18 protein-coding genes are annotated in these 19,529 nt (G+C 33.2%); 6 read left to right on the top strand and 12 right to left on the bottom strand.

What is annotated here, in order from left to right; translation table 11 throughout:
• Positions 1-33: 33 nt before the first annotated feature.
• From C4F50_RS07220 to C4F50_RS07200, 5 genes are read right to left on the bottom strand one after another with little or no spacing between them, the layout of a single operon-like run.
• Positions 34-504 (bottom strand): nuclear transport factor 2 family protein, encoded by a 471-nt coding sequence (locus C4F50_RS07220; RefSeq protein WP_193845731.1) that lies wholly within the window; start codon positions 502-504, stop codon positions 34-36.
• A gap of 49 nt (positions 505-553) precedes the next feature.
• Positions 554-1,078 carry a hypothetical protein gene (locus C4F50_RS07215; protein ID WP_193845730.1) on the bottom strand — a complete coding sequence of 175 codons (525 nt, stop codon included), beginning with the start codon at positions 1,076-1,078 and terminating at the stop codon, positions 554-556.
• An 11-nt stretch (positions 1,079-1,089) separates the two neighbouring features.
• Positions 1,090-1,566: a hypothetical protein gene (locus C4F50_RS07210; protein ID WP_193845863.1), complete on the bottom strand. Its 477-nt coding sequence runs from the start codon at positions 1,564-1,566 to the stop codon at positions 1,090-1,092.
• Between the two features lie 6 nt (positions 1,567-1,572).
• Entirely contained in the window at positions 1,573-2,250 is a 678-nt protein-coding gene (locus tag C4F50_RS07205) for a peptidoglycan DD-metalloendopeptidase family protein (RefSeq protein ID WP_193845729.1), read from the bottom strand.
• Positions 2,251-2,255: 5 nt separating this feature from the next.
• Positions 2,256-2,921 (bottom strand): spermidine synthase, encoded by a 666-nt coding sequence (locus C4F50_RS07200; protein ID WP_193845728.1) that lies wholly within the window; start codon positions 2,919-2,921, stop codon positions 2,256-2,258.
• A gap of 66 nt (positions 2,922-2,987) precedes the next feature.
• Here C4F50_RS07200 and C4F50_RS07195 point away from each other — a divergent pair, with 66 nt between their 5' ends.
• Positions 2,988-3,539 carry a 1-acyl-sn-glycerol-3-phosphate acyltransferase gene (locus C4F50_RS07195; RefSeq protein WP_193845727.1) on the top strand — a complete coding sequence of 184 codons (552 nt, stop codon included), beginning with the start codon at positions 2,988-2,990 and terminating at the stop codon, positions 3,537-3,539.
• Positions 3,540-3,622: 83 nt separating this feature from the next.
• On the opposite strand, the gene C4F50_RS07190 is transcribed toward C4F50_RS07195, so the two are convergent.
• Entirely contained in the window at positions 3,623-4,069 is a 447-nt protein-coding gene (locus C4F50_RS07190; protein ID WP_193845726.1) for a helix-turn-helix domain-containing protein, read from the bottom strand.
• 312 nt (positions 4,070-4,381) lie between these two features.
• On the opposite strand from C4F50_RS07190, the gene C4F50_RS07185 reads away from it, so the two are divergent.
• From C4F50_RS07185 to C4F50_RS07170, 4 genes are all read left to right on the top strand, one after another.
• On the top strand, positions 4,382-5,536 hold the full coding sequence (locus C4F50_RS07185) for a M14 family metallopeptidase (RefSeq protein WP_193845725.1): 1,155 nt from the start codon (positions 4,382-4,384) through the stop codon (positions 5,534-5,536).
• Positions 5,537-5,613: 77 nt separating this feature from the next.
• Positions 5,614-6,093 carry an Lrp/AsnC family transcriptional regulator gene (locus C4F50_RS07180; protein WP_007805990.1) on the top strand — a complete coding sequence of 160 codons (480 nt, stop codon included), beginning with the start codon at positions 5,614-5,616 and terminating at the stop codon, positions 6,091-6,093.
• A 93-nt stretch (positions 6,094-6,186) separates the two neighbouring features.
• A complete protein-coding gene (locus C4F50_RS07175) occupies positions 6,187-8,772 on the top strand; it encodes a phosphoenolpyruvate carboxylase (RefSeq protein ID WP_193845724.1) in 2,586 nt (861 codons plus the stop codon).
• 10 nt (positions 8,773-8,782) lie between these two features.
• On the top strand, positions 8,783-9,298 hold the full coding sequence (locus C4F50_RS07170) for a DinB family protein (protein ID WP_193845723.1): 516 nt from the start codon (positions 8,783-8,785) through the stop codon (positions 9,296-9,298).
• A gap of 108 nt (positions 9,299-9,406) precedes the next feature.
• Here the strand turns inward: C4F50_RS07170 and recQ are convergent, their stop codons facing one another.
• From recQ to aroB, 5 genes are all read right to left on the bottom strand, one after another.
• Positions 9,407-11,515, bottom strand: a complete 2,109-nt coding sequence (gene recQ, locus C4F50_RS07165; RefSeq protein WP_193845722.1) for a DNA helicase RecQ — start codon at positions 11,513-11,515, stop codon at positions 9,407-9,409.
• Positions 11,516-11,664: 149 nt separating this feature from the next.
• Positions 11,665-12,078, bottom strand: coding sequence for a DNA primase (locus C4F50_RS07160; RefSeq protein ID WP_193845721.1), 414 nt, complete (start codon positions 12,076-12,078; stop codon positions 11,665-11,667).
• An 8-nt stretch (positions 12,079-12,086) separates the two neighbouring features.
• Positions 12,087-13,055, bottom strand: coding sequence for a deoxyhypusine synthase family protein (locus tag C4F50_RS07155; RefSeq protein WP_193845720.1), 969 nt, complete (start codon positions 13,053-13,055; stop codon positions 12,087-12,089).
• Between the two features lie 99 nt (positions 13,056-13,154).
• Positions 13,155-14,558, bottom strand: a complete 1,404-nt coding sequence (locus C4F50_RS07150) for a type III PLP-dependent enzyme domain-containing protein (protein WP_193845719.1) — start codon at positions 14,556-14,558, stop codon at positions 13,155-13,157.
• 301 nt (positions 14,559-14,859) lie between these two features.
• Complete coding sequence (gene aroB, locus C4F50_RS07145) at positions 14,860-15,927, bottom strand: 3-dehydroquinate synthase (protein ID WP_193845718.1); 1,068 nt, start codon at positions 15,925-15,927, stop codon at positions 14,860-14,862.
• 243 nt (positions 15,928-16,170) lie between these two features.
• Here aroB and C4F50_RS07140 point away from each other — a divergent pair, with 243 nt between their 5' ends.
• Entirely contained in the window at positions 16,171-17,340 is a 1,170-nt protein-coding gene (locus tag C4F50_RS07140) for a proline dehydrogenase family protein (protein WP_193845717.1), read from the top strand.
• 113 nt (positions 17,341-17,453) lie between these two features.
• Here C4F50_RS07140 and C4F50_RS07135 read toward each other — a convergent pair whose 3' ends face one another.
• Positions 17,454-19,238 (bottom strand): ABC transporter ATP-binding protein, encoded by a 1,785-nt coding sequence (locus C4F50_RS07135; RefSeq protein ID WP_193845716.1) that lies wholly within the window; start codon positions 19,236-19,238, stop codon positions 17,454-17,456.
• Positions 19,239-19,529: the final 291 nt, after the last annotated feature.

Below are 19,529 nucleotides of genomic sequence, written 5' to 3'. Positions count from 1 at the left end.
AAACAACTGCTTCTTAAAATATTTATTCGTTTTTTATTTCGTTTCTTGAAACTTTTGTAGGGATAATAAAGCTTGTTTCTGAACTTTTTTCTGGAAGAATCCCGTCCATCCTAATAAATATCCCGTCGCCCCGAAGGCCTGCTTTGACCATTTCCAAACATCAAAACTGTCTGTATGCTTGATGATTAAACCGTCTTGAAAAACAAATTCGGCTGCGATTCTATTGATTACTTTACGGTTTGTTTTACTAAAATTATAAGCAGCTGTCCAATGGGCAGAACCGTTAGAATCATCTGCTTTTATGTTTGAAAATTCTATTTTTAAGTTCCCTTTGCTTTTCAGAAGCAGCATTTCCCACATTTTAGAAACCTGGCCTTCTTTTAGCAAACCAAATGCCGGATCAATAAAATGAATTTTGGGATGATAGCATTCACTCATTGTTTTAGCATCTGCGTTGGCGAAAGCAGTATAGAACTTTGTAATTAAGGCTTCGTTTGCGTTCATATAGAGAGTTTTAACTATAAATATAAGATTTTGATATTTAAAATCTTATTTATAAGATACTTATTTCTTTAGCGGTATCGTATGTTTTTTTGGACTTATCAAAAGCTGTAGAGAAATAATTCATCTTATTATAAGCTGTAAAATAACCGGTTTGACTGCCAAAAGTATTTGGACCGCCGGCAATTATAAATCGTACAGCATAAATATCTGATTTTTTTAACTTCTGCCATTCTGCAGGAGTAAAATAGTAATAAGAAGTGGTTTTACCGTCCGAAGATTCTTTTACGTTTTTATCTGTGCACGCAATAACATCTGCATTAGTAAGATCTACATACAGACCGCCCGCAATTCTAGCTTTGTCGTTTGCCGTTACAAGGGTTATTTTTAAAATACCGCCTTTGTCTGTTTTTGCTATTTGAATATTTACTTCGCCAGTAAAAGCATATTTTTCGCAGATAAAAGTATAATCAGGAGTTGCCGGAAATGGCGCAGATCCTTTTACACTAATAGTCTGCTGTGCTTGGGCAAAAGTTGAAACGAATAGTAATAAGAGCAGCGATAATTTTAAATTCATATTTTATATATTTATTGTTCGGCTAGTTTAGCATCAAATTTCTCGTCCCAATCCATTGATTTTATGGCAGAAACAAGGTTGTCATCGTTTACAAAAACTCTCAATTCTTTATTCGCTACTTTTTTAGTATACAAAGCATGGTAGCGGTAAATTACTTCGTTCTTAGTTTTGTAAACACCGTCTAATTTAAGATCAATAAAACTTCCGTAATATTGTCTAAATCTCTGGCAGGTTTTGGTTAAACGCTCTTCTGTAGTGTTTTCCCTTACCGACGCTGTCACTTCGGTTTCGTTAAAAGGTTTAAATTTAGAGGTATTGCAAGTTTCTAAAACTCGTTTTCCTAATTCGTACGCTTTTTGCTGCTGACCGGCATTTATTTCGGCTCCCGAAACTTTTTTAATTTTTAAGTCTTCCGTATTTCTGCTAACCGTTTTTGACTTACATCCAATTAGCAATAACAAACATATAATCAATCCTGCTTTCTTCATAATCATTTAAGTTATTTTTAATAATAAGTTAGGATCGGGACAGTTTTCTATATAAAAATTCAAATCATTTGTATTGCAGACCCCTGGATAATCTCCCCAATAATCTTCGATATTATGAATAATTTGAAAATGCACATGAGGTGCGTAATCTCCATTTACAGAGGCATTTCCGAGCGTTGCAATTTTATCTCCTTTTTTAAAATTGTCTCCGACTGTTAAGTTTTCTATACTTTCTAACGATAAATGTCCGTATAAAGTATAAAATATTTTCTTTTGAACTTCATGTTCCAATATTATGGTAGGTCCGTAATCCCCTAAACCCACATTGTTTTTAAAACTGTGAACTTTTCCGTCTAAAGCTGCCAAAACACTTGTACCTTCTTCTGCCCAAAGGTCTAAACCAATATGAATATTTCGTTCCGGCTTAGAATCATCTTTAAAAATGCTGCTTCTTTTATATAAAAAACGTCCCTCGATGTAACCGCCAAACGCGACTTTAGCATTATTCTTTTTAAGATAATTTGAAATATAATTTTCAAAATCTTCTGCCGTTTCGGGTCTTGTGTCGGCAAATTCGCGATTGGTAACCGATAAATCCAACCGAACATACTGAGAAAGATTTATAGCGGCATCAATAACTTTAGTAGGAGGTAATGCGTTTAAAATAGAAGATAAAGGTTTCATAGCATTTAATCATTTTTTTTAATAATTATCAATTCATTGTGCACCTCAATACGGGGCAGCATTTTAGAAGTAAATAATTTAGAATCTATTTCAGAGATGTATTTTCGGTTTCGAACATTATGTACTTCGTCTAAAATCATGGTATTGAACAAAATATATCCATTGCTTCTTAAAAGTGTGCAGATTCTATCCGAAAAGAATTTCTCAAAAAGAAAATTCGGCATATTAGTATCTTCAAAAACATCAATAATAATGAGGTCATATTGATCTTTAGTTTTAAGAACAAATTCAAAAGCATCGTCAATTACAAGATTTAACTGTTTGATTTTGTCAAGTTCAAAATATTGATTTGCAATCTGGATCATTTCTGAATCGATCTCGACTCCTGTAATTTTATGTTTGTATTGAATTTCATCAACTAATGTTTTTATGACACTTCCGCCGGCAACTCCCAGTACCAAAATATGATCCATTTCGAGAACTTGATCGTAGCCAATATTTCGGAGTCCGTATCGTAATATGCGCTGCAGACTTCCGTAAGAGTAATTAGTGTTTTCAGAATCCAAAACTAATTCTCCATTTGCCCAGGTAACTTCTATGGTTTTGCTTCTGGCCGATTTCTTTTTATAGATTTTAATGGGAATTAAATAGCTGAAAAGTTTTTGAATCATTTTAAGACTGGTTTTACTCAAATTTACCATTAAATCTTTTATTTTGCACTAAATAATAAATCTTTAATGAAAAAACTATTATACAAATTCATCTTTTTTAAGCTAATGGGCTGGAAGATAGTGGGAATGGAAAATGCAGCAGTAAAAAAATGTGTATTAATGGTAATGCCTCATACGAGCAATCATGATTTTTATATCGGACTCTTTACTAGAGGGATATCGGGGCTGGAAATGAATTGGGTAGGGAAGAAAGAATTGTTTAAATTTCCTTTTGGATATTACTTTAGAAATGTTGGCGGTGAACCGCTGGACCGCACGGGCGGATTGAATAAAGTAGATTCTATTGCCGCTATTTTTGACAGAAAAGAAGTATTTAGACTTGCTGTTGCTCCTGAGGGAACACGAAAAGGAATAACTGAAATAAAAACAGGATTTTATTATATCGCACTTAAAGCAAATGTTCCTATTGTTCCTGTTGCTTTTGACTGGGGCAAAAAAGAAGTCAAATTTGGGAAACCATTTTTTCCGACGGGCAATTATGAGGAAGACATAAAAATATTTAAAGAGTTTTATCGCGGGGTTGCAGGCAAGATTCCAAAAAATGGTTTTCAATTCTAAAAATTTGTTTTTTTTCTAACGCGTGAGAATCGCGTATTTGAAAATTTTCTGGACCAATCTCCGAATATGCGCTAATTTTTAAATTAAGAATTATAGACCTTAAAGGTTCCGTTTTTATAAAAAAAGACGATTTTTTCGATTTCCTCCTGATCCGCTGCTAAATTTATTTTTTGCGGCGCTATGTCTTTTGGTGCTGATTCCATTTTTTCTGTTTTTTCAAAAGTGGAAAATAGATCTGGCGAATTTGAAATTTCGTATGAAATAGGAGCGGGGCTCTTTTTTACTTCTGTTGGAACTTCATTATTTTTTGGGAAATTTCCGGTACCGTTTAGCAGCCAGTAAATATCAACTTCAGGAAAAACTTCTATAATTTTCATTACAAAATCTAAGCTGGGCTTATTTCGTCCCGATAATAAATGAGACATACTAGATCGCTGCACGCCAATTTTATCGGCAAATGTAGAAGCATTTAGTGCGTAATATTCCAATATATTTTCGAGTCTTTTTACAAAATCATCTATGTTTACCATTGTAAATTACTTTAATTTGTTTGACTATTTACAAATGTAACAAAATGAAATCAACTAACAAATTATAAACTGTTATATAATACATAAAGTCCTTTTTGTGTTCAATTTTATATTTAAATAATACTAATTAAATCATTGTTTTTCAATATTATAAGATCTTTTATACTAATCGTTTCTTTAGTAAGCGCGTCGATTCACAACTCTAAACAAATACGTTTAAAAATGTGTTTACAAAACTAAATTGTGAAACTTTTTAATTGTTTACAATTGTAAAAATAAAGATGTTTACTTTTGTAAACTAATCAAAACACAATGAATTTAGAAGCACTTTTCACGCAGTACAAAGAAGAAACCATTTCTGGTCGTTACTTGACCTTAGACCATATTCAACCTCTATTAGATAAACTAAATGCTAACAATCAAGTTAAAGTAATTGGCAAGTCTGTTTTGGGAGAACCAATTTATAGTTATCAAATTGGTACAGGCAGCACACGAATTTATCTTTGGTCGCAAATGCACGGAAACGAAAGTACGACCACGAAAGCATTATTTGATTTTATCAATTTTCTTAATGGAGGATCCGATCTAGCGAATACCATGCTTACTACTTTTACCTTTTATAGTATCCCTATTTTAAATCCAGATGGAGCAAGATTGTATACGCGAGCCAATGCAAATGAGGTTGACTTAAATCGTGATTCGCAAGACTTAACCCAGCCGGAAAGTAATGTATTAAGAGCCGTTTTTGAAGATTTTAAACCTCACTACTGTTTTAACCTTCACGATCAGCGTACTATTTTTGGTGCGGGTACGACAGGAAAACCAGCTACGGTGTCATTTTTGGCACCATCTTATAATGAAGAGCGTGATGTAAACGAAAACAGATTAAAAGCCATCAATATTATAGCTGGAATTAACGAAACATTACAGCAATATATTCCGGGACAAGTAGGAAGATTTGACGATTCTTTTAATATTAATTGTATTGGAGACACTTTTCAATTTTTAGGCGTTCCTACGATCTTATTTGAGGCTGGGCACTATCCTGGGGACTATGAAAGAGAAATTACCCGAAAATTCATCTTTTTCTCGTTAATTTTAAGCTTTAAACTCATTTCCGAAAACGATTTAGTTAAGAATCGTTTTGGTGAATATTTGAATATTTCACAAAATAATGTGGTTTTTTATGATTTTATGTATAAAAATGTCAAAATAAATTATGATGGTATCGAAATTATTACGAATTTTGTCGCACAATACAAAGAAGAATTAATCGAAAATAAGATTCATTTTAATGCTTATATTAGTGAAGTAGGCGAGTTGGAAAATTATTTCGGACATTACGTATACGATGCAAAAGGAGCAGAATATTCTGATGATACTGGAAATATTCTGAAAGTGGGTCAAAAAGCAAATTTTTATTTAAATAAAAATGTTAAATTTGTTAACGGATTAATAAAAAGTTAATTTTTATGTGAATTTGTTGTTTTTTATATATAATTTTATACTTTGTAATAGCAATTAGTAATATTAATTAAAGAATTATGAGTAAATTTCGTTTAGATGAAGTAGATCACCAGATTTTAGATATGTTAATAGACAATACGAGAGTTCCGTTTACTGACATTGCAAAGAAATTATTGATATCTGCTGGAACAGTACATGTTAGAGTAAAAAAGATGGAAGACGCAGGTATAATAATGGGGTCTTCTTTAGCCTTGGATTACGATAAATTAGGGTATTCATTTATTGCTTACGTGGGAGTATTTCTGAATAATACGTCTCAGACAAAATTTGTATTAGAGCGAATTAACCAAATTCCATTCGTTACTGTAGCTTCTGTAACTACTGGTAAATTTAACATTTTTTGCAAAATTAGAGCAAAAGATACAAAACACGCAAAAGAAGTTATCTTCATGATTGATGATATCGAGGGTGTTTACAGAACAGAAACAATGATCTCATTAGAGGAAAGTATAAACGATAAGAAGCGTTTGATGCATACTATTTTCAAAAATATGTAAGAACTTTTCTTGAATGCTATATCAAAAATATAACCTCAAGTTTATTCTTGGGGTTTTTTTATGACTAATTAACCAACCAACTACAACACAATTATGTATACGTTGCCAAAAATTGAACGTTTTAATCAAGACGTTCTCTCGAAATACCACATTTATAATAGTGTTTTTATAACATTACCTTTTGATTCTATAGATAATACAGGGGTTTTACTGCCTTTGTTTACAGAAACTTGCGAAACTGGATTTAAAAAAGAAGAAACACCAAAAGAAATATTTGATTTTTTCTCTAATAAATTTCTAAATGACGCATCAGAAGAAGAGAAAATTGAATTGATGTTTCGATTTATTCAATATATCGAACGTCAAATCGTACTGTTTGATGCTATTGAAGATGCCGCTTTTCCGAATGTAAACAATATGGAAGGGCGAGGCTCTCTTAGAGACATTAAAGAAAAATCGGATGCTAAAGAAAAAGACGACGAATTAATTGAATTTTTAGAAAATTTCAATGTTCGTACGGTTTTAACTGCACACCCAACGCAATTTTATCCAGGACCTGTTTTAGGAATCATCAATGATTTAACAGAAGCAATACGCTCTAACGATTTGCTTAAAATCAAACAGTTATTGGCACAGCTGGGAAAAACACCTTTTATCCAAAAAGAAAAACCAAATCCGTATGACGAGGCGGTGAGTTTGATCTGGTATTTAGAGAATGTTTTTTATGCTACTTCTGGAGAAATTGTTCATTATCTTCAAAAAAACATATTAAATGGAAATGCCATTCAAAACCAATTAATCAAACTTGGTTTCTGGCCGGGAGGTGACAGGGACGGAAATCCTTTTGTAACTACAGAAATTACTTTGAAGGTTGCAGAGCGTCTTAGAACTTCGATTCTTAAGTGCTATTATGTTGAAATGCGTAATCTAAAACGTAAGCTAACTTTCTCTGATGTAGATACTTTGGTGTCCGATCTTGAACATAAACTTTACCGTTCTGTTTTTTATTCTAAAGGAGAAATTTTTATCACTTTAGAAGAATTATTAACGCAGCTCAATAAAATTAGAGCGATAATTATTGAAAAACACCAATCGTTATATTTAGATGAATTAGAAGCGTTTTTAGTAAAAATCAATTTATTTGGTTTTCACTTTGCCACTTTAGATATTCGTCAAAACAGTAAAATTCACAATGCCGTTTTCCAAGATGTAGTAAATTATTATTTGAATTCTGGATCGGATATTTTTCCTGCAAATTATTTCGATTTAACTGAAGATGAAAAAATAGTTGTTTTATCTAAAGTAAAAGGAAACTTAAATCCGGCTGATTTTGAAAATGAAATTACAAGATCGACTTTAGAGTCTGTTCAAGCAATTAAAACCATTCAGGAAAATAACGGAGAAGAAGGAGCAAACCGCTATATCATTAGTAATAATGAAAGTGCATTGAATGTAATGGAAACTTTTGCCATGATTCGTTTGAATAATTGGGATCATCCAACAGTAGATATTATTCCGCTTTTTGAATCGGTTGACGATTTACAAAATGCGCACGATGTGATGGAACAGCTGTATACCAATCCTGAATATTCTAAACATCTTAAATCTAGAGGAAACAAACAGACTATAATGCTTGGTTTTTCTGATGGTACCAAAGATGGTGGTTATTTAATGGCGAACTGGAGTATCTATCAAGCTAAAATTGCCCTGACTGAAATTTCTAGAAAATATGGCGTAAAAGCAATATTCTTTGATGGACGTGGCGGCCCGCCAGCACGCGGCGGTGGAAAAACACATAAATTTTACGCTTCATTAGGGCCAAAAATAGAAAATAACGAAATTCAAATTACCGTTCAAGGACAGACCATAAGCTCTAATTTTGGAACGTTAGATTCTTGTCGTTATAACATTGAAAACCTTTTAAGTGCAGGAGTTACGAATCAGGTTTTTAGTAAAGAAAAAAATGAGCTGACTGTTGAGGAAACTCAGATTTTGACTGAATTAGCAGATTTAGGTTATAACAAATACCTTAATTTAAAAAACCATCCAAAATTTATTCCTTACCTGGAAAAAATGAGTACGCTGAAATATTACTCAAAAACCAACATTGGAAGCCGTCCTTCTAAAAGAAGTAAATCAGAATCGTTAGATTTTGCTGATCTTAGAGCGATTCCGTTTGTAGGTTCTTGGAGTCAGTTGAAGCAAAACGTTCCTGGATTTTTTGGTGTAGGATCTGCTTTAAAACATTTTGAAGAATCTGGTCAATGGGACAAAGTAAGTAATTTGTATCATAATTCATTGTTCTTTAAGACTTTGTTAGAAAACAGTATGATGTCTTTGGCAAAATCATTCCTGCCATTGACGGCTTATATGCAGAAAGATCCGGAATTTGGAGAATTTTGGCAGATTATCAATACTGAATTTCAAGAAACTAAACGTTTGCTTCTTAAAATTGCAGATCACAAAACGTTAATGGAAAATTACCCTGACGGTATTGCTTCTATTCAAATCAGAGAGCGAATTGTTTTGCCATTGTTGACTATTCAGCAATATGCTTTATTGAGAATCAATGAATTGAATAAAGAAGAAAACGTAAACGAAGAACTGATCAAAGTATACGAGAAAATTGTAACAAGATCACTTTTTGGAAATACTAACGCAAGTAGAAATTCTGCTTAAAAAATATATTATGAAAAGTTCTGAATTATTAGAGAATGAATATGCCGGCCACTTTGGCACGTATATCAATCAGGCTGGATCAGGAGATTTGATCGAAGAATTAGAAATATCGCTTCATGAATTTATCCGATTTGTTCAAAACATTCCAATGGATAAATTTGATTATCGTTATGCTCCAGGCAAATGGACAATTAAAGATATTATCCAGCACCTTATGGATTCTGAAAGAATTTTTGCTTATAGAGCGCTGCGTTTTTCTAGAAATGACCAAACGCCTTTGTCAAGTTTTGAAGAAGATGATTACGCAAACAACACCGATTCAAACAAAAGAAGTATTCAGGAATTGCTAACAGAACTTTCTGCCTTAAGACATTCAAATTTATTGTTTTACAAAAGCTTATCTGAAGAACAACTTAAACGTATTGGAACAGCTTCTAATAATAAAATTTCAGTTCGTGCTTTAGGTTTTGTAATAATCGGACATCAAAAACATCATCAAAAAGTTTTTGAAGAAAGGTATTTGTAATCAATCAAATGAAATAGAAAATCCTGTAAAATTTTTATTTTACAGGATTTTTCTTTTTGTATTATTCAATTCAAATGAAATAAAAACTTTTTTTTTTCAAAACCACTATTATTTATTCCTTTCAACTATAGCAAGACCTAAGCGAATTTTATCATAAGATAATTTTTCTTCAAAATGATCGAAATAAGGTTTTAACGCTGTAGGATATTCTAATTCGATTTGTGCTTTATGGAGAAGTTTAACTTCCTCATCAGAAACAAACTGACTTAAATCAATATCATTTCCATCGACATATAACTTGGCTAAATGCGAGATAATAGTTGTCAGTCCCAATTTTCTCTGCTCAGCGATTTCTTGTACCGAAACCCCATTTTGATATAATTCTAAAGTTGTTTTATAGGTGTTGCCTTCTTTTTTCTTCTTCGAATTTTCTTTCTTTACTTTTTCGTAATAAGTTATGGCATCAATAAATTCAGAACCATATTTTTCAAGTTTTGCTTTTCCGACCCCTTCAATGGTAAGAAATTCTTCTTCACTCATTGGTCTTACTATTTCCATTTGTCTCAGAGCAGCATCACTAAATATTACATAAGCAGGAACTTCTTCGTCTTTGGCAATTTCATAGCGCAATTTTCTAAGTATTTCAAAAAGAGAATTTTTAGCTGGTTTTGCTTTGGTTTCTTTAATTTCGTTTTTATCGATTACTTTCTTAACAACAGTTGTTAATTTGACTTTTTCGTTTTCAAATAAAACTTTCTTTGCAAAAGGAGTCAATAAAATTTTATTATGCTGATGAAAAGCAATTTCTAAGTAACCTAAATTAATCAGCTGAATTAAATATTGATTCCAGTCGTACCACGAAATGTCATGTCCAATTCCGTACGTTTTTAGCTCCTGATAATTTTTTTCATAGATATATGCGTTTTTTGAGCCTCTTAAAAAATCTACAATTACAGCCAGCGGTTCCGATTCTTTCAAGCGAGTGATTGCAGATAAGGCTTTCTGCGCCAGAATCGTTCCATCAAAAAATGTTGGCGGATTTTTGCAAATATCACAGTTACCGCAATTCTCTGTAACCAATTCACCAAAATAAGAAAGTAGAATTTTTCTACGGCAGCTTAAAGCATCTGCATATTGTTTCATACGCTCTAATTTTGCCAGCTGCACATCAGCGTTTAATCCGTCAGAAGCAAATTTCTGCAACTGAATTACATCTGCATAACTTTCGAAAAGTACTGTTTCTGCCGGAAGACCGTCACGACCGGCACGTCCGATTTCCTGATAATAACCTTCTATGTTTTTGGGCAGGTTGTAATGGATCACCCAGCGAACATTAGATTTATCAATTCCCATTCCAAAGGCAACTGTAGCGCAGACTACCTGGCAGTCATCGTTTATAAATTCATCCTGTGTCTTAGCGCGGATTGTATTTTCTAAACCTGCATGATAAGCCCTAGCAGTAATTCCGTGCTTTTTTAATTTCTCGGCAAGTTCTTCTGTGGTTTTTCGGCTCAAACAATAAATGATTCCAGATTCGTTTGGTTTGTCTTCAATAAAATCAATAATTTGTTTGACACGATCTAAAGCAGGGCGCACTTCTAAACTTAGATTTTTTCGATCAAATGAAGCAATAAAAGTTTTTGGATTTTTTAATTGCAGCTGTTTAGTAATGTCGGTACGGGTTGCTTTATCTGCTGTTGCTGTCAGTGCTAAAACAGGAGTAGAAGGGAAGCGGTTTTTTAAATATCCTAAATTGGTGTAAGCCGGCCTAAAGTCATGTCCCCACGATGAGATACAGTGCGCTTCGTCTATGGCAATCAAACTGATTGTCAATTCGTTAAAAGCAACATCTAAATAAGAAAGACTTTCTGGCGCAATATAAACGAGCTTAAAAATATTTGATTTTAAATTGTCTATATAATATTGCTGTTCTTGTGCAGATTGTGTACTGTTGATATAACAGGCATTTATTCCGTTGGTTTTTAAGCTGTCCACTTGATCTTTCATCAAAGCGATCAGCGGTGAGATTACGATCGTAATTCCTGGCAAAATTAATGCTGGCAGCTGAAAACAGATCGATTTTCCGCCTCCAGTCGGCATAATGGCTAAAGTATCTTGACCGGATAAAATAGTCTTGATTATCGTTTCCTGATTGGGTCTGAATTTTTCAAAACCAAAATTTTCCTTAAGCGTGGCATGTAATATTTCTGAAGTCATATAGGTACTTATTTTTAAGTAGAAAAATCCTTAAAAATATTAATTTAAAAATAATCTTACAAATTTAAAATTTAGGTTTTCAATTTTACCTAAATACATAAAAAAAGGAACTCCAATAGAGTTCCTTCTTATTTTATTAAAGAGATGAATTAATCCTCATCTTCTTCGTCTTCTTCATCATAATCAGTATCTGCTTTGTCGTCATCATCGTCATCATCATCTCCATCGCCGCCGTCAGAATCAGGTTTGTCTAGGTTATCGTCGTCATCATCATCATCTGCTTCATCGTCCAGATCTATTCCTTTTACTGGTTCGATTGTATCAACATCAAGATCGATATCATCATCTTCATCGTAGTTTTCAATTCTGTCAGCCAATTTAGTACTGATTTTTACTAAGTAAATAGTGTCTTCTGTACGAACTTCAACAGCTTCAACCAATTCGTTTTTAGCATTTCTAAAACGGATTACATCCGAATCATCATAACCATCAGGAAATTTTTCTACCAAAAGGTTTAAAATTTCATTGGTAAGTTTAGCGTAGTCTACTATAACTCTTTTCATAAATTATTTTATAAATCTAATAAATATGCAAAAATTAACGGAGCAACGATCGTAGCATCCGACTCAATAATAAATTTAGGGGTTTTGATATCTAATTTACCCCAAGTGATTTTTTCGTTTGGAACTGCTCCAGAATACGAACCATAACTAGTTGTAGAATCTGAAATTTGGCAGAAATAACTCCAAAACGGCACATCGTGCATTTCCATATCTTGATACAACATTGGCACCACACAAATTGGGAAATCACCCGCAATACCACCACCAATTTGGAAAAATCCAATTCCGTTAGAACTGTTTTTAGAATACCAATCCGCTAGGAAAGTCATGTATTCAATTCCAGATTTCATAGTAGAAGCTTTTAATTCTCCTTTAATTACGTATGAAGCAAAGATATTTCCCATTGTACTATCTTCCCATCCTGGTACGATAATCGGTAAATTTTTCTCTGCAGCCGCATACATCCAGCTATCTTTTAAATCAATTTCGTAATATTCTTCTAAAACGCCAGATAACAACATTTTATACATGAATTCATGCGGAAAATAACGTTCTCCTTTATCATCTGCATCTTTCCAGATTTTGTAAATGTGTTTTTGTAAACGACGGAATGCTTCATGCTCAGGGATACAAGTGTCTGTAACACGGTTTAAACCTCTTTCCAGCAATGCCCATTCGTCTTCTGGTGTTAAATCACGATAGTTAGGCACTCTTTCATAGTGAGAATGTGCCACTAAATTCATGATGTCTTCTTCTAGATTGGCTCCGGTACATGAAATGATTTGTACTTTGTCTTGTCTAATTACTTCTGCAAAAATTTTACCAATTTCTGCTGTACTCATTGCGCCAGCCATACTTACAAGCATTTTTGCACCATTAGCTAACTGCTCTTCATATGCTTTTGCAGCATCTACTAAAGAAGCAGAATTAAAATGCAAATAATGTTTTTCAATAAATTGACTGATTGGTCCTTTCATTTTTTTTTGTTTTTTTTTGAATTAAAAAGTGTAACCTTTTTGGATGTTAATGCAAATTAAGAAATTTTTAACTATTTCTATTATTTAATCTGCCGTTTTTTATAACTTTTTTTTGTAGCCTAAAATTTTCAAAACATCGTCAGAAGTTTGTTGTTCTGAGAAAACTTCTGTCGCCAGAATCCCGTTTTCGTCACGATCAATTAAAATGTGTTTAGGCTGCGGAATTAAACAGTGGTGAAGTCCTCCATATCCACCAATGGTTTCTTGATACGCACCTGTATTAAAGAAACCAATATACAATGGCTTTTCTTTACTGTATTTAGGCAGATAAATCGCGTTCATGTTTTGTTCAGAATTGTAATAGTCGTCACTATCACAAGTTAATCCGCCTAACAGAACCCGTTCGTAAGTATCATTCCAGCGGTTTACCGCAAGCATAATAAAACGCTTATTTATAGCCCAAGTATCTGGTAAAGTGGTAATGAATGAAGAATCAATCATATTCCATTTTTCTCTATCATTTTGTTGTTTTTGATACAAAATCTGATAGATAGCGCCACCGCTTTCGCCAACTGTAAATGATCCAAACTCTGTAAAGATATTCGGAACATCCACTTCAGCTTCGTCACAAGCAATTTTAATCTGATTGATAATTTCATCAATCATGTATTGATAATCGTATTCAAATGCCAATGAATTTTTAATTGGAAAACCGCCTCCGATATTTAAACCGTCAAGGGTAGGGCATTCTTTTTTAAGCGCAATATATACTTTGATACATTTAACTAATTCATTCCAATAATACGAAGTATCGTTAATTCCGGTATTGATGAAGAAGTGGAGCATTTTAAGCTCTAATCTGTCATTTTCCTGAATTTGTTTTTTATAAAACGAAACAATGTTTTTATATCCAATTCCTAATCTTGAAGTGTAAAACTCAAATTTAGGTTCTTCTTCGGCAGCAATACGGATTCCAATTTTGAATTTTCCTTTAATTTCTGCCTGCAGTAAATCCAATTCCTCGTAGTTATCAATAATCGGAATAGTATTTTTATGTCCGTTATTAATTAACCTTCCAATATTTGTAATGTATTCGTCTCTTTTAAAGCCGTTACAAATAACATACGTGCTCTTATTGATTTTACCGTTTTCTAATAAATTTTCAACAATATTAACATCAAAAGCAGATGAAGTTTCGATATGAATGTTATTCTTGAATGCCTCATTCATAATGTATTCAAAATGAGAGCTTTTTGTGCAATAACAATAGTAATATTTTGCGTCGTATTTATTTTTCTCCATTGATTTTCTGAACCAAGCTTTTGCTTTGTTGATGTTTTCAGAAATCTGAGGCAGATAAGTAAACTTTAAAGGAGTACCGTATTGTTCTACCAATTTCATCAAATCGATATTGTGAAACAATAAGTTGTCTTTGTTTAATTTAAATTCCTCTTGTGGAAAATAGTATGTCTGGTTTATTAGGTCCGAATATTTTGTATTCATTTAAGTGTCAATGTTTAGAGTTTGCGAATATAATTTAGTTACGACTGGGGTTCTAATCTTAAATTCAAACTCTAATATTGGCAAATATAATAGGCAGTTTTTCATGCTCTGCTTTTGAACACAAGAAAACATCAAAACAAAGCGGGCTTTTACTATTGTAAAAACGGTTCAATATTCTGAGAAGAGAACTATTGAGGCGGTTTCTATAAGAGCTGAAATGTCTTTGTTTACTGTTTGTTTTCATGGTGGCAAATGTAAAAAATAAAATATACCTAATGCAATGCTTTTGATTAAAAAAAGTTTAAGATTTATAATCTTGAAACGCGTCTAGAATCAATTTATTTTCAACGGATTGGTTAATTTTTATCTTTCCGATTGCTTCAATTAATGCAAATTGAATTAAACCGTATTCATTTTTTTTGTCGTGAACAAGCAATTCTAAGATCGGATCAATATCTTCTTCTTCAAAATTTATCTGATCGTAAATGCCTTGTATCACTATTTTGATTTCATTGTATTCTTCTTGAGAAATTAGATTTTTCTTCCACGAAATATAACTTTCCAAAATCATTCCGACTGCAATGGCTTCACCATGAAGCAGTGTTTTTTTGGTTTCACTTTCCAAAAAGTATCCCTCAATCGCATGTCCTAGAGTATGTCCAAAGTTTAATGCCTTACGAATATTCTTTTCAGTAGGATCTTGTATAACGATTTCATTCTTAATTTCAACAGAGCGATAAATTAATTGATCTAAATCATCAAAAATGATCGATTTTAGGTCAGAAAATTGTCTCCAATAAGGGGCATCGTATATTAAACCGTGTTTCAGCATTTCGGCAAGACCAGAACGCATTTCACTTTGCGGTAAAGTTTCCAGGTAATTGGTGTCAATTAAGACCATTTCAGGTACGTTGATCACACCAATCTGGTTTTTAAGATTACCCAAATCTACACCCGTTTTCCCGCCCACAGAGGCATCAACCATAGATAGTAAGGTAGTAGGGATATTGATGAAATTTACACCTCTTTTAAAGGTAGAAGCAACAAATCCGCCCAAATCGGTTACGACACCGCCGCCAAGGTTAATCACAAGCGATTTTCTATCGGCACCCAGTTCGGTCAAAACATTCCAGATTTCGATACAGGTTTCAATATTTTTATTGATTTCACCAGCTTCAAACTCAATAATTTCAATTGTTAAATCGGTTTCTAGAAGCGGCAGGAATTTTGGAAGGCAATATTCATTGGTCTGGTCATCAACAATTATAAATAAGTTAGAGTACTTATTTTCTTTTAAATGTTTATTTAAAGCTTCGTAAGCATTGTGGTTAAAATGTACGAGATAATTATTGGCTTGAATTGACTGCATAGTTCTTTTGTTAATTAAAACCGCAAAAATAAAGCAATTTTGGCTAATTAATATTCAAACTTTACTTCTAATTTGTTTAAAAAGCATAGTTTATATTGTTTTTGAATTGAAAAACCAAACACTAACTATTTACTGGATAATTTGACATTTTTCATATTCTTATTAAAGATATTAAAAAATAGGATATATTTTAGTGAATAATATTCAAAACACTCTATATCTTTGCATAAAAATTTAGACTTAATGGAAAAAATATTTGATAATACTCAGGTAGCATTTTCGCTGAAGAGTGATACAGAACTGGATAGAGCATACTTTCTTTTTAAAATGATTGACAGCGAGCCTCTTGTAAGAATTGGAACGGCTGTAACTAACTTTGCTATTAAGGCGCACCTGCCGGTTGAAGGGCTGATTCGTGCCACTGTTTTTGATCATTTCTGCGGCGGTGTAAACGAAAATGACTGTCTTACGGTGGTTGATAAAATGTTTACAAAAGGTGTTTCTTCTGTATTAGATTATTCTGTTGAAGGAAAAGAAGAAGAAGAACAGTTTGATGCTGCTCTTGAAATGACTTTAAGAACAGTTAATTTTGCTAAAGAGCGTTTGGCAATTCCGTTTGCAGTTTTTAAACCAACTGGATTAGGTCGTTTAGAATTATACGAGAAATTAGGAGAAAAACAAATTTTGACTCCTGCAGAACAAGCAGAATGGGACCGCATTGTGAGTCGTTTTGACAAAATCTGCAGCGAAGCACATAATAAAGATGTGGCTTTATTAATTGATGCTGAAGAAAGCTGGATGCAGGATGCAGCAGATGATTTGGTAACAGAAATGATGCGCAAATACAATAAGGAAAAAGCGATTGTTTTTAATACATTACAAATGTACCGCTGGGATCGTCTGGACTATCTAAAAAAACTTCATGAAACGGCTAAAAACGAAGGTTTTTACATCGGAATGAAATTGGTTCGCGGTGCGTACATGGAGAAAGAGAACAAACGTGCTGAAGAAAAAGGACATGTTTCGCCAATCTGTGTTTCTAAAGAGGCTACAGACGAAAACTATGATAGTGCTGTACATTATATGGTAGATCATATTGAGAAAATGGCCATTTTTGCCGGAACTCATAATGAATTGAGCTCTTATAAATTGATGGAAATGATGGCTGCCAAAGGAATCGCTAAAAATGATTCTAGAATCTGGTTTGGGCAATTGTACGGAATGAGCGATAATATTAGTTACAACTTAGCAGAAAATGGATATAACGTAGCAAAATATCTTCCGTTTGGACCGGTAAAAGATGTTATGCCTTACTTGATTCGTCGTGCAGAAGAGAATACTTCGGTTGCGGGGCAGACAAGCCGTGAGTTATCGATGATTAAAGCAGAACGCAAAAGAAGAAAAGGAAAATAAGATTTTAGATTTTGTATATAAAAAAGTCCAATTGCTTTGCAATTGGACTTTTTTATTGGAATTTGGACCCGAGCGATAGCGAACAGGCGAAGCAATTAAAAAAATGGAATTTACTAAGAGTTACTAAACTGTAAATTGCTTAGATTTTTATAAATTCCGTTTTCTAAATTAATCAATTCCTGATGCGTGCCTTCTTCTGTGATTTTTCCGTTGTCTAAAACCAGGATTTTATCGGCATTTCTAATCGTTGAAAGTCTATGAGCGATAATGATGCTTGTTCTTCCTTCCATTAATACTTCTAAGGCTTCTTGAACCAGTTTTTCGCTTTCACTGTCTAAAGATGATGTTGCTTCATCCAGAATCAAAATGCTTGGGTTTTTCAGTAAAGCTCTCGCAATCGCGATACGCTGGCGCTGTCCGCCAGATAATTTTACCCCGCGTTCTCCAACTACAGTTTCAAATTTCTCTGGAAATCCGTCTACAAAATTAAAAGCGTTGGCCTGTTTCGCAGCCAGAATAATCTCTTCGTCAGAAGCGTCTGGTTTTCCGTAAGCAATGTTTTCTTTGATGGTTCCTCCAAATAAGATGACATCCTGAGGCACAATACTCATATTACCGCGAAGATTTTCTAGGTTATAATCGTAAATATTTTTTCCGTCAACAGTAATTTCACCAGAATTGATATCGTAAAAACGAAGGAGTAACGAAGAAATTGTCGATTTTCCGGCACCGCTTGGCCCAACAATCGCAATCTTTTGTCCAAATTCTGCTGTGAAGTTGACATCTTTTAAAACCTGAACTTCCTGACGTGTTGGATAACTGAACGCAACATTTTTAAACGTCACATTTCCTTTTATTTTTTCGTGAGCACCTTTTGTTTCTTCATTTATTTTCTCAGGACTTTCGTCTAAAAGCTCAAAAACTCTTTCGGTTGCCCCGATAGCTTTCTGAATTTGTGCGTACAATTCGGCAATACCTCCAAAAGAAGCCCCAACAAATGTTGAATACAATACGAACGAAATTAATTGTCCAACACTCATTTCACCAGCAATACTTAAACGAACACCGTACCAAACAACGGCAACAATAGCCCCAAATAAACAGAAAATAATAAAAGAAGCAAAGTAACCACGGTATTTTCCGCCTTTAATTGCCAATTTTACTACTTCGCTGATTTTTCCTTTGTAGCGGGCAATCTCGTACCATTCGTTGGCAAATGCTTTTACAATGCTGATTCCCTGCATGGTTTCCTCAACAATTACCTGACTTTCGGCAACCTGATCCTGAACTTGTTTGGAATATTTTCTAATGAATCTTCCAAAAATTACTGCTGCAACAGCTACAAGCGGTACAACAGCAAGCATTAACAAAGTCAACTTAAAACTTTCGGTTGCCAAAAGAATAATTCCGCCAATGATTAAAATAAACTGACGTAAAAATTCTGCAATTGTACTGGTTAAAGTATCCTGAATCTGCGTAATATCGGCGCTGATTCTGCTGTTTAGTTCGCCGACTCTTTTTTGCGAAAAGAATGTCATTGGCAGTTTTACCAGATTGGTGTACAAAGACAATCGAAGATTGGCCAATGTATTTTCGGTAAAATTGACAAATAATGAAAGTCTGAAAAAGGAAAAGAAAGATTGTAAAAACAGAATTACAATTAATCCTAACGCAATTTGATTGGCTTCGCCATTGTCTTTGTTTTTAACGCAGTCTACAAGCATTCCCATTAATTTAGGAAATGCGAGGGCAGTGGCGCCTGTTAGAAGCAGAAAAAATAAACCAACAAAAAATTTCCATTGGTGCTGTCCGGCGTATTTGAATATTATTTTTGCTTTATTAAGAGAAGTAGCAGTTATTTTTGATTTTGGTAAATCATTTTCTTTAAATCGTGCCATTGGTGTATTTAAATTAAGGTATGCAAATGTATGACTATGCAGAGTTACTACAAAGGAATATTTAGGATTAGGTTTTTGGAAAATTGATTTTTAACTAAATTTTATAAAATATTTTTTTAAAAAGGCATTACATAACCAATAGATTTTATGTTTCTTTTCTTATTTTTTCTAAATTAGCTTTAACTTATTTTTCATAATCTTTAATCTCACTCTTAATATTTTCTATATGAAAAAAGAATCCTGATTGTAATTGTACTCTTATTCGCTGGCTATTTCTTCTAAAAAAATACA

The sequence above is a fragment of the Flavobacterium hungaricum genome, from assembly GCF_015182285.1.
GTDB classification, from domain to species: Bacteria; Bacteroidota; Bacteroidia; order Flavobacteriales; family Flavobacteriaceae; genus Flavobacterium; species Flavobacterium hungaricum.
This window is presented reverse-complemented; position numbering and strand designations above follow the sequence as displayed.

Bases quoted from the DNA above. Each gene is read 5' to 3' on its own strand.
- C4F50_RS07220 (WP_193845731.1), bottom strand. From the start codon at position 504: ATGAACGCAAACGAAGCCTTAATTACAAAGTTCTATACTGCTTTCGCC.
- C4F50_RS07215 (WP_193845730.1), bottom strand. From the start codon at position 1,078: ATGAATTTAAAATTATCGCTGCTCTTATTACTATTCGTTTCAACTTTT.
- C4F50_RS07210 (WP_193845863.1), bottom strand. From the start codon at position 1,566: ATGAAGAAAGCAGGATTGATTATATGTTTGTTATTGCTAATTGGATGT.
- C4F50_RS07205 (WP_193845729.1), bottom strand. From the start codon at position 2,250: ATGAAACCTTTATCTTCTATTTTAAACGCATTACCTCCTACTAAAGTT.
- C4F50_RS07200 (WP_193845728.1), bottom strand. From the start codon at position 2,921: ATGATTCAAAAACTTTTCAGCTATTTAATTCCCATTAAAATCTATAAA.
- C4F50_RS07195 (WP_193845727.1), top strand. From the start codon at position 2,988: ATGAAAAAACTATTATACAAATTCATCTTTTTTAAGCTAATGGGCTGG.
- C4F50_RS07190 (WP_193845726.1), bottom strand. From the start codon at position 4,069: ATGGTAAACATAGATGATTTTGTAAAAAGACTCGAAAATATATTGGAA.
- C4F50_RS07185 (WP_193845725.1), top strand. From the start codon at position 4,382: ATGAATTTAGAAGCACTTTTCACGCAGTACAAAGAAGAAACCATTTCT.
- C4F50_RS07180 (WP_007805990.1), top strand. From the start codon at position 5,614: ATGAGTAAATTTCGTTTAGATGAAGTAGATCACCAGATTTTAGATATG.
- C4F50_RS07175 (WP_193845724.1), top strand. From the start codon at position 6,187: ATGTATACGTTGCCAAAAATTGAACGTTTTAATCAAGACGTTCTCTCG.
- C4F50_RS07170 (WP_193845723.1), top strand. From the start codon at position 8,783: ATGAAAAGTTCTGAATTATTAGAGAATGAATATGCCGGCCACTTTGGC.
- recQ (WP_193845722.1), bottom strand. From the start codon at position 11,515: ATGACTTCAGAAATATTACATGCCACGCTTAAGGAAAATTTTGGTTTT.
- C4F50_RS07160 (WP_193845721.1), bottom strand. From the start codon at position 12,078: ATGAAAAGAGTTATAGTAGACTACGCTAAACTTACCAATGAAATTTTA.
- C4F50_RS07155 (WP_193845720.1), bottom strand. From the start codon at position 13,055: ATGAAAGGACCAATCAGTCAATTTATTGAAAAACATTATTTGCATTTT.
- C4F50_RS07150 (WP_193845719.1), bottom strand. From the start codon at position 14,558: ATGAATACAAAATATTCGGACCTAATAAACCAGACATACTATTTTCCA.
- aroB (WP_193845718.1), bottom strand. From the start codon at position 15,927: ATGCAGTCAATTCAAGCCAATAATTATCTCGTACATTTTAACCACAAT.
- C4F50_RS07140 (WP_193845717.1), top strand. From the start codon at position 16,171: ATGGAAAAAATATTTGATAATACTCAGGTAGCATTTTCGCTGAAGAGT.
- C4F50_RS07135 (WP_193845716.1), bottom strand. From the start codon at position 19,238: ATGGCACGATTTAAAGAAAATGATTTACCAAAATCAAAAATAACTGCT.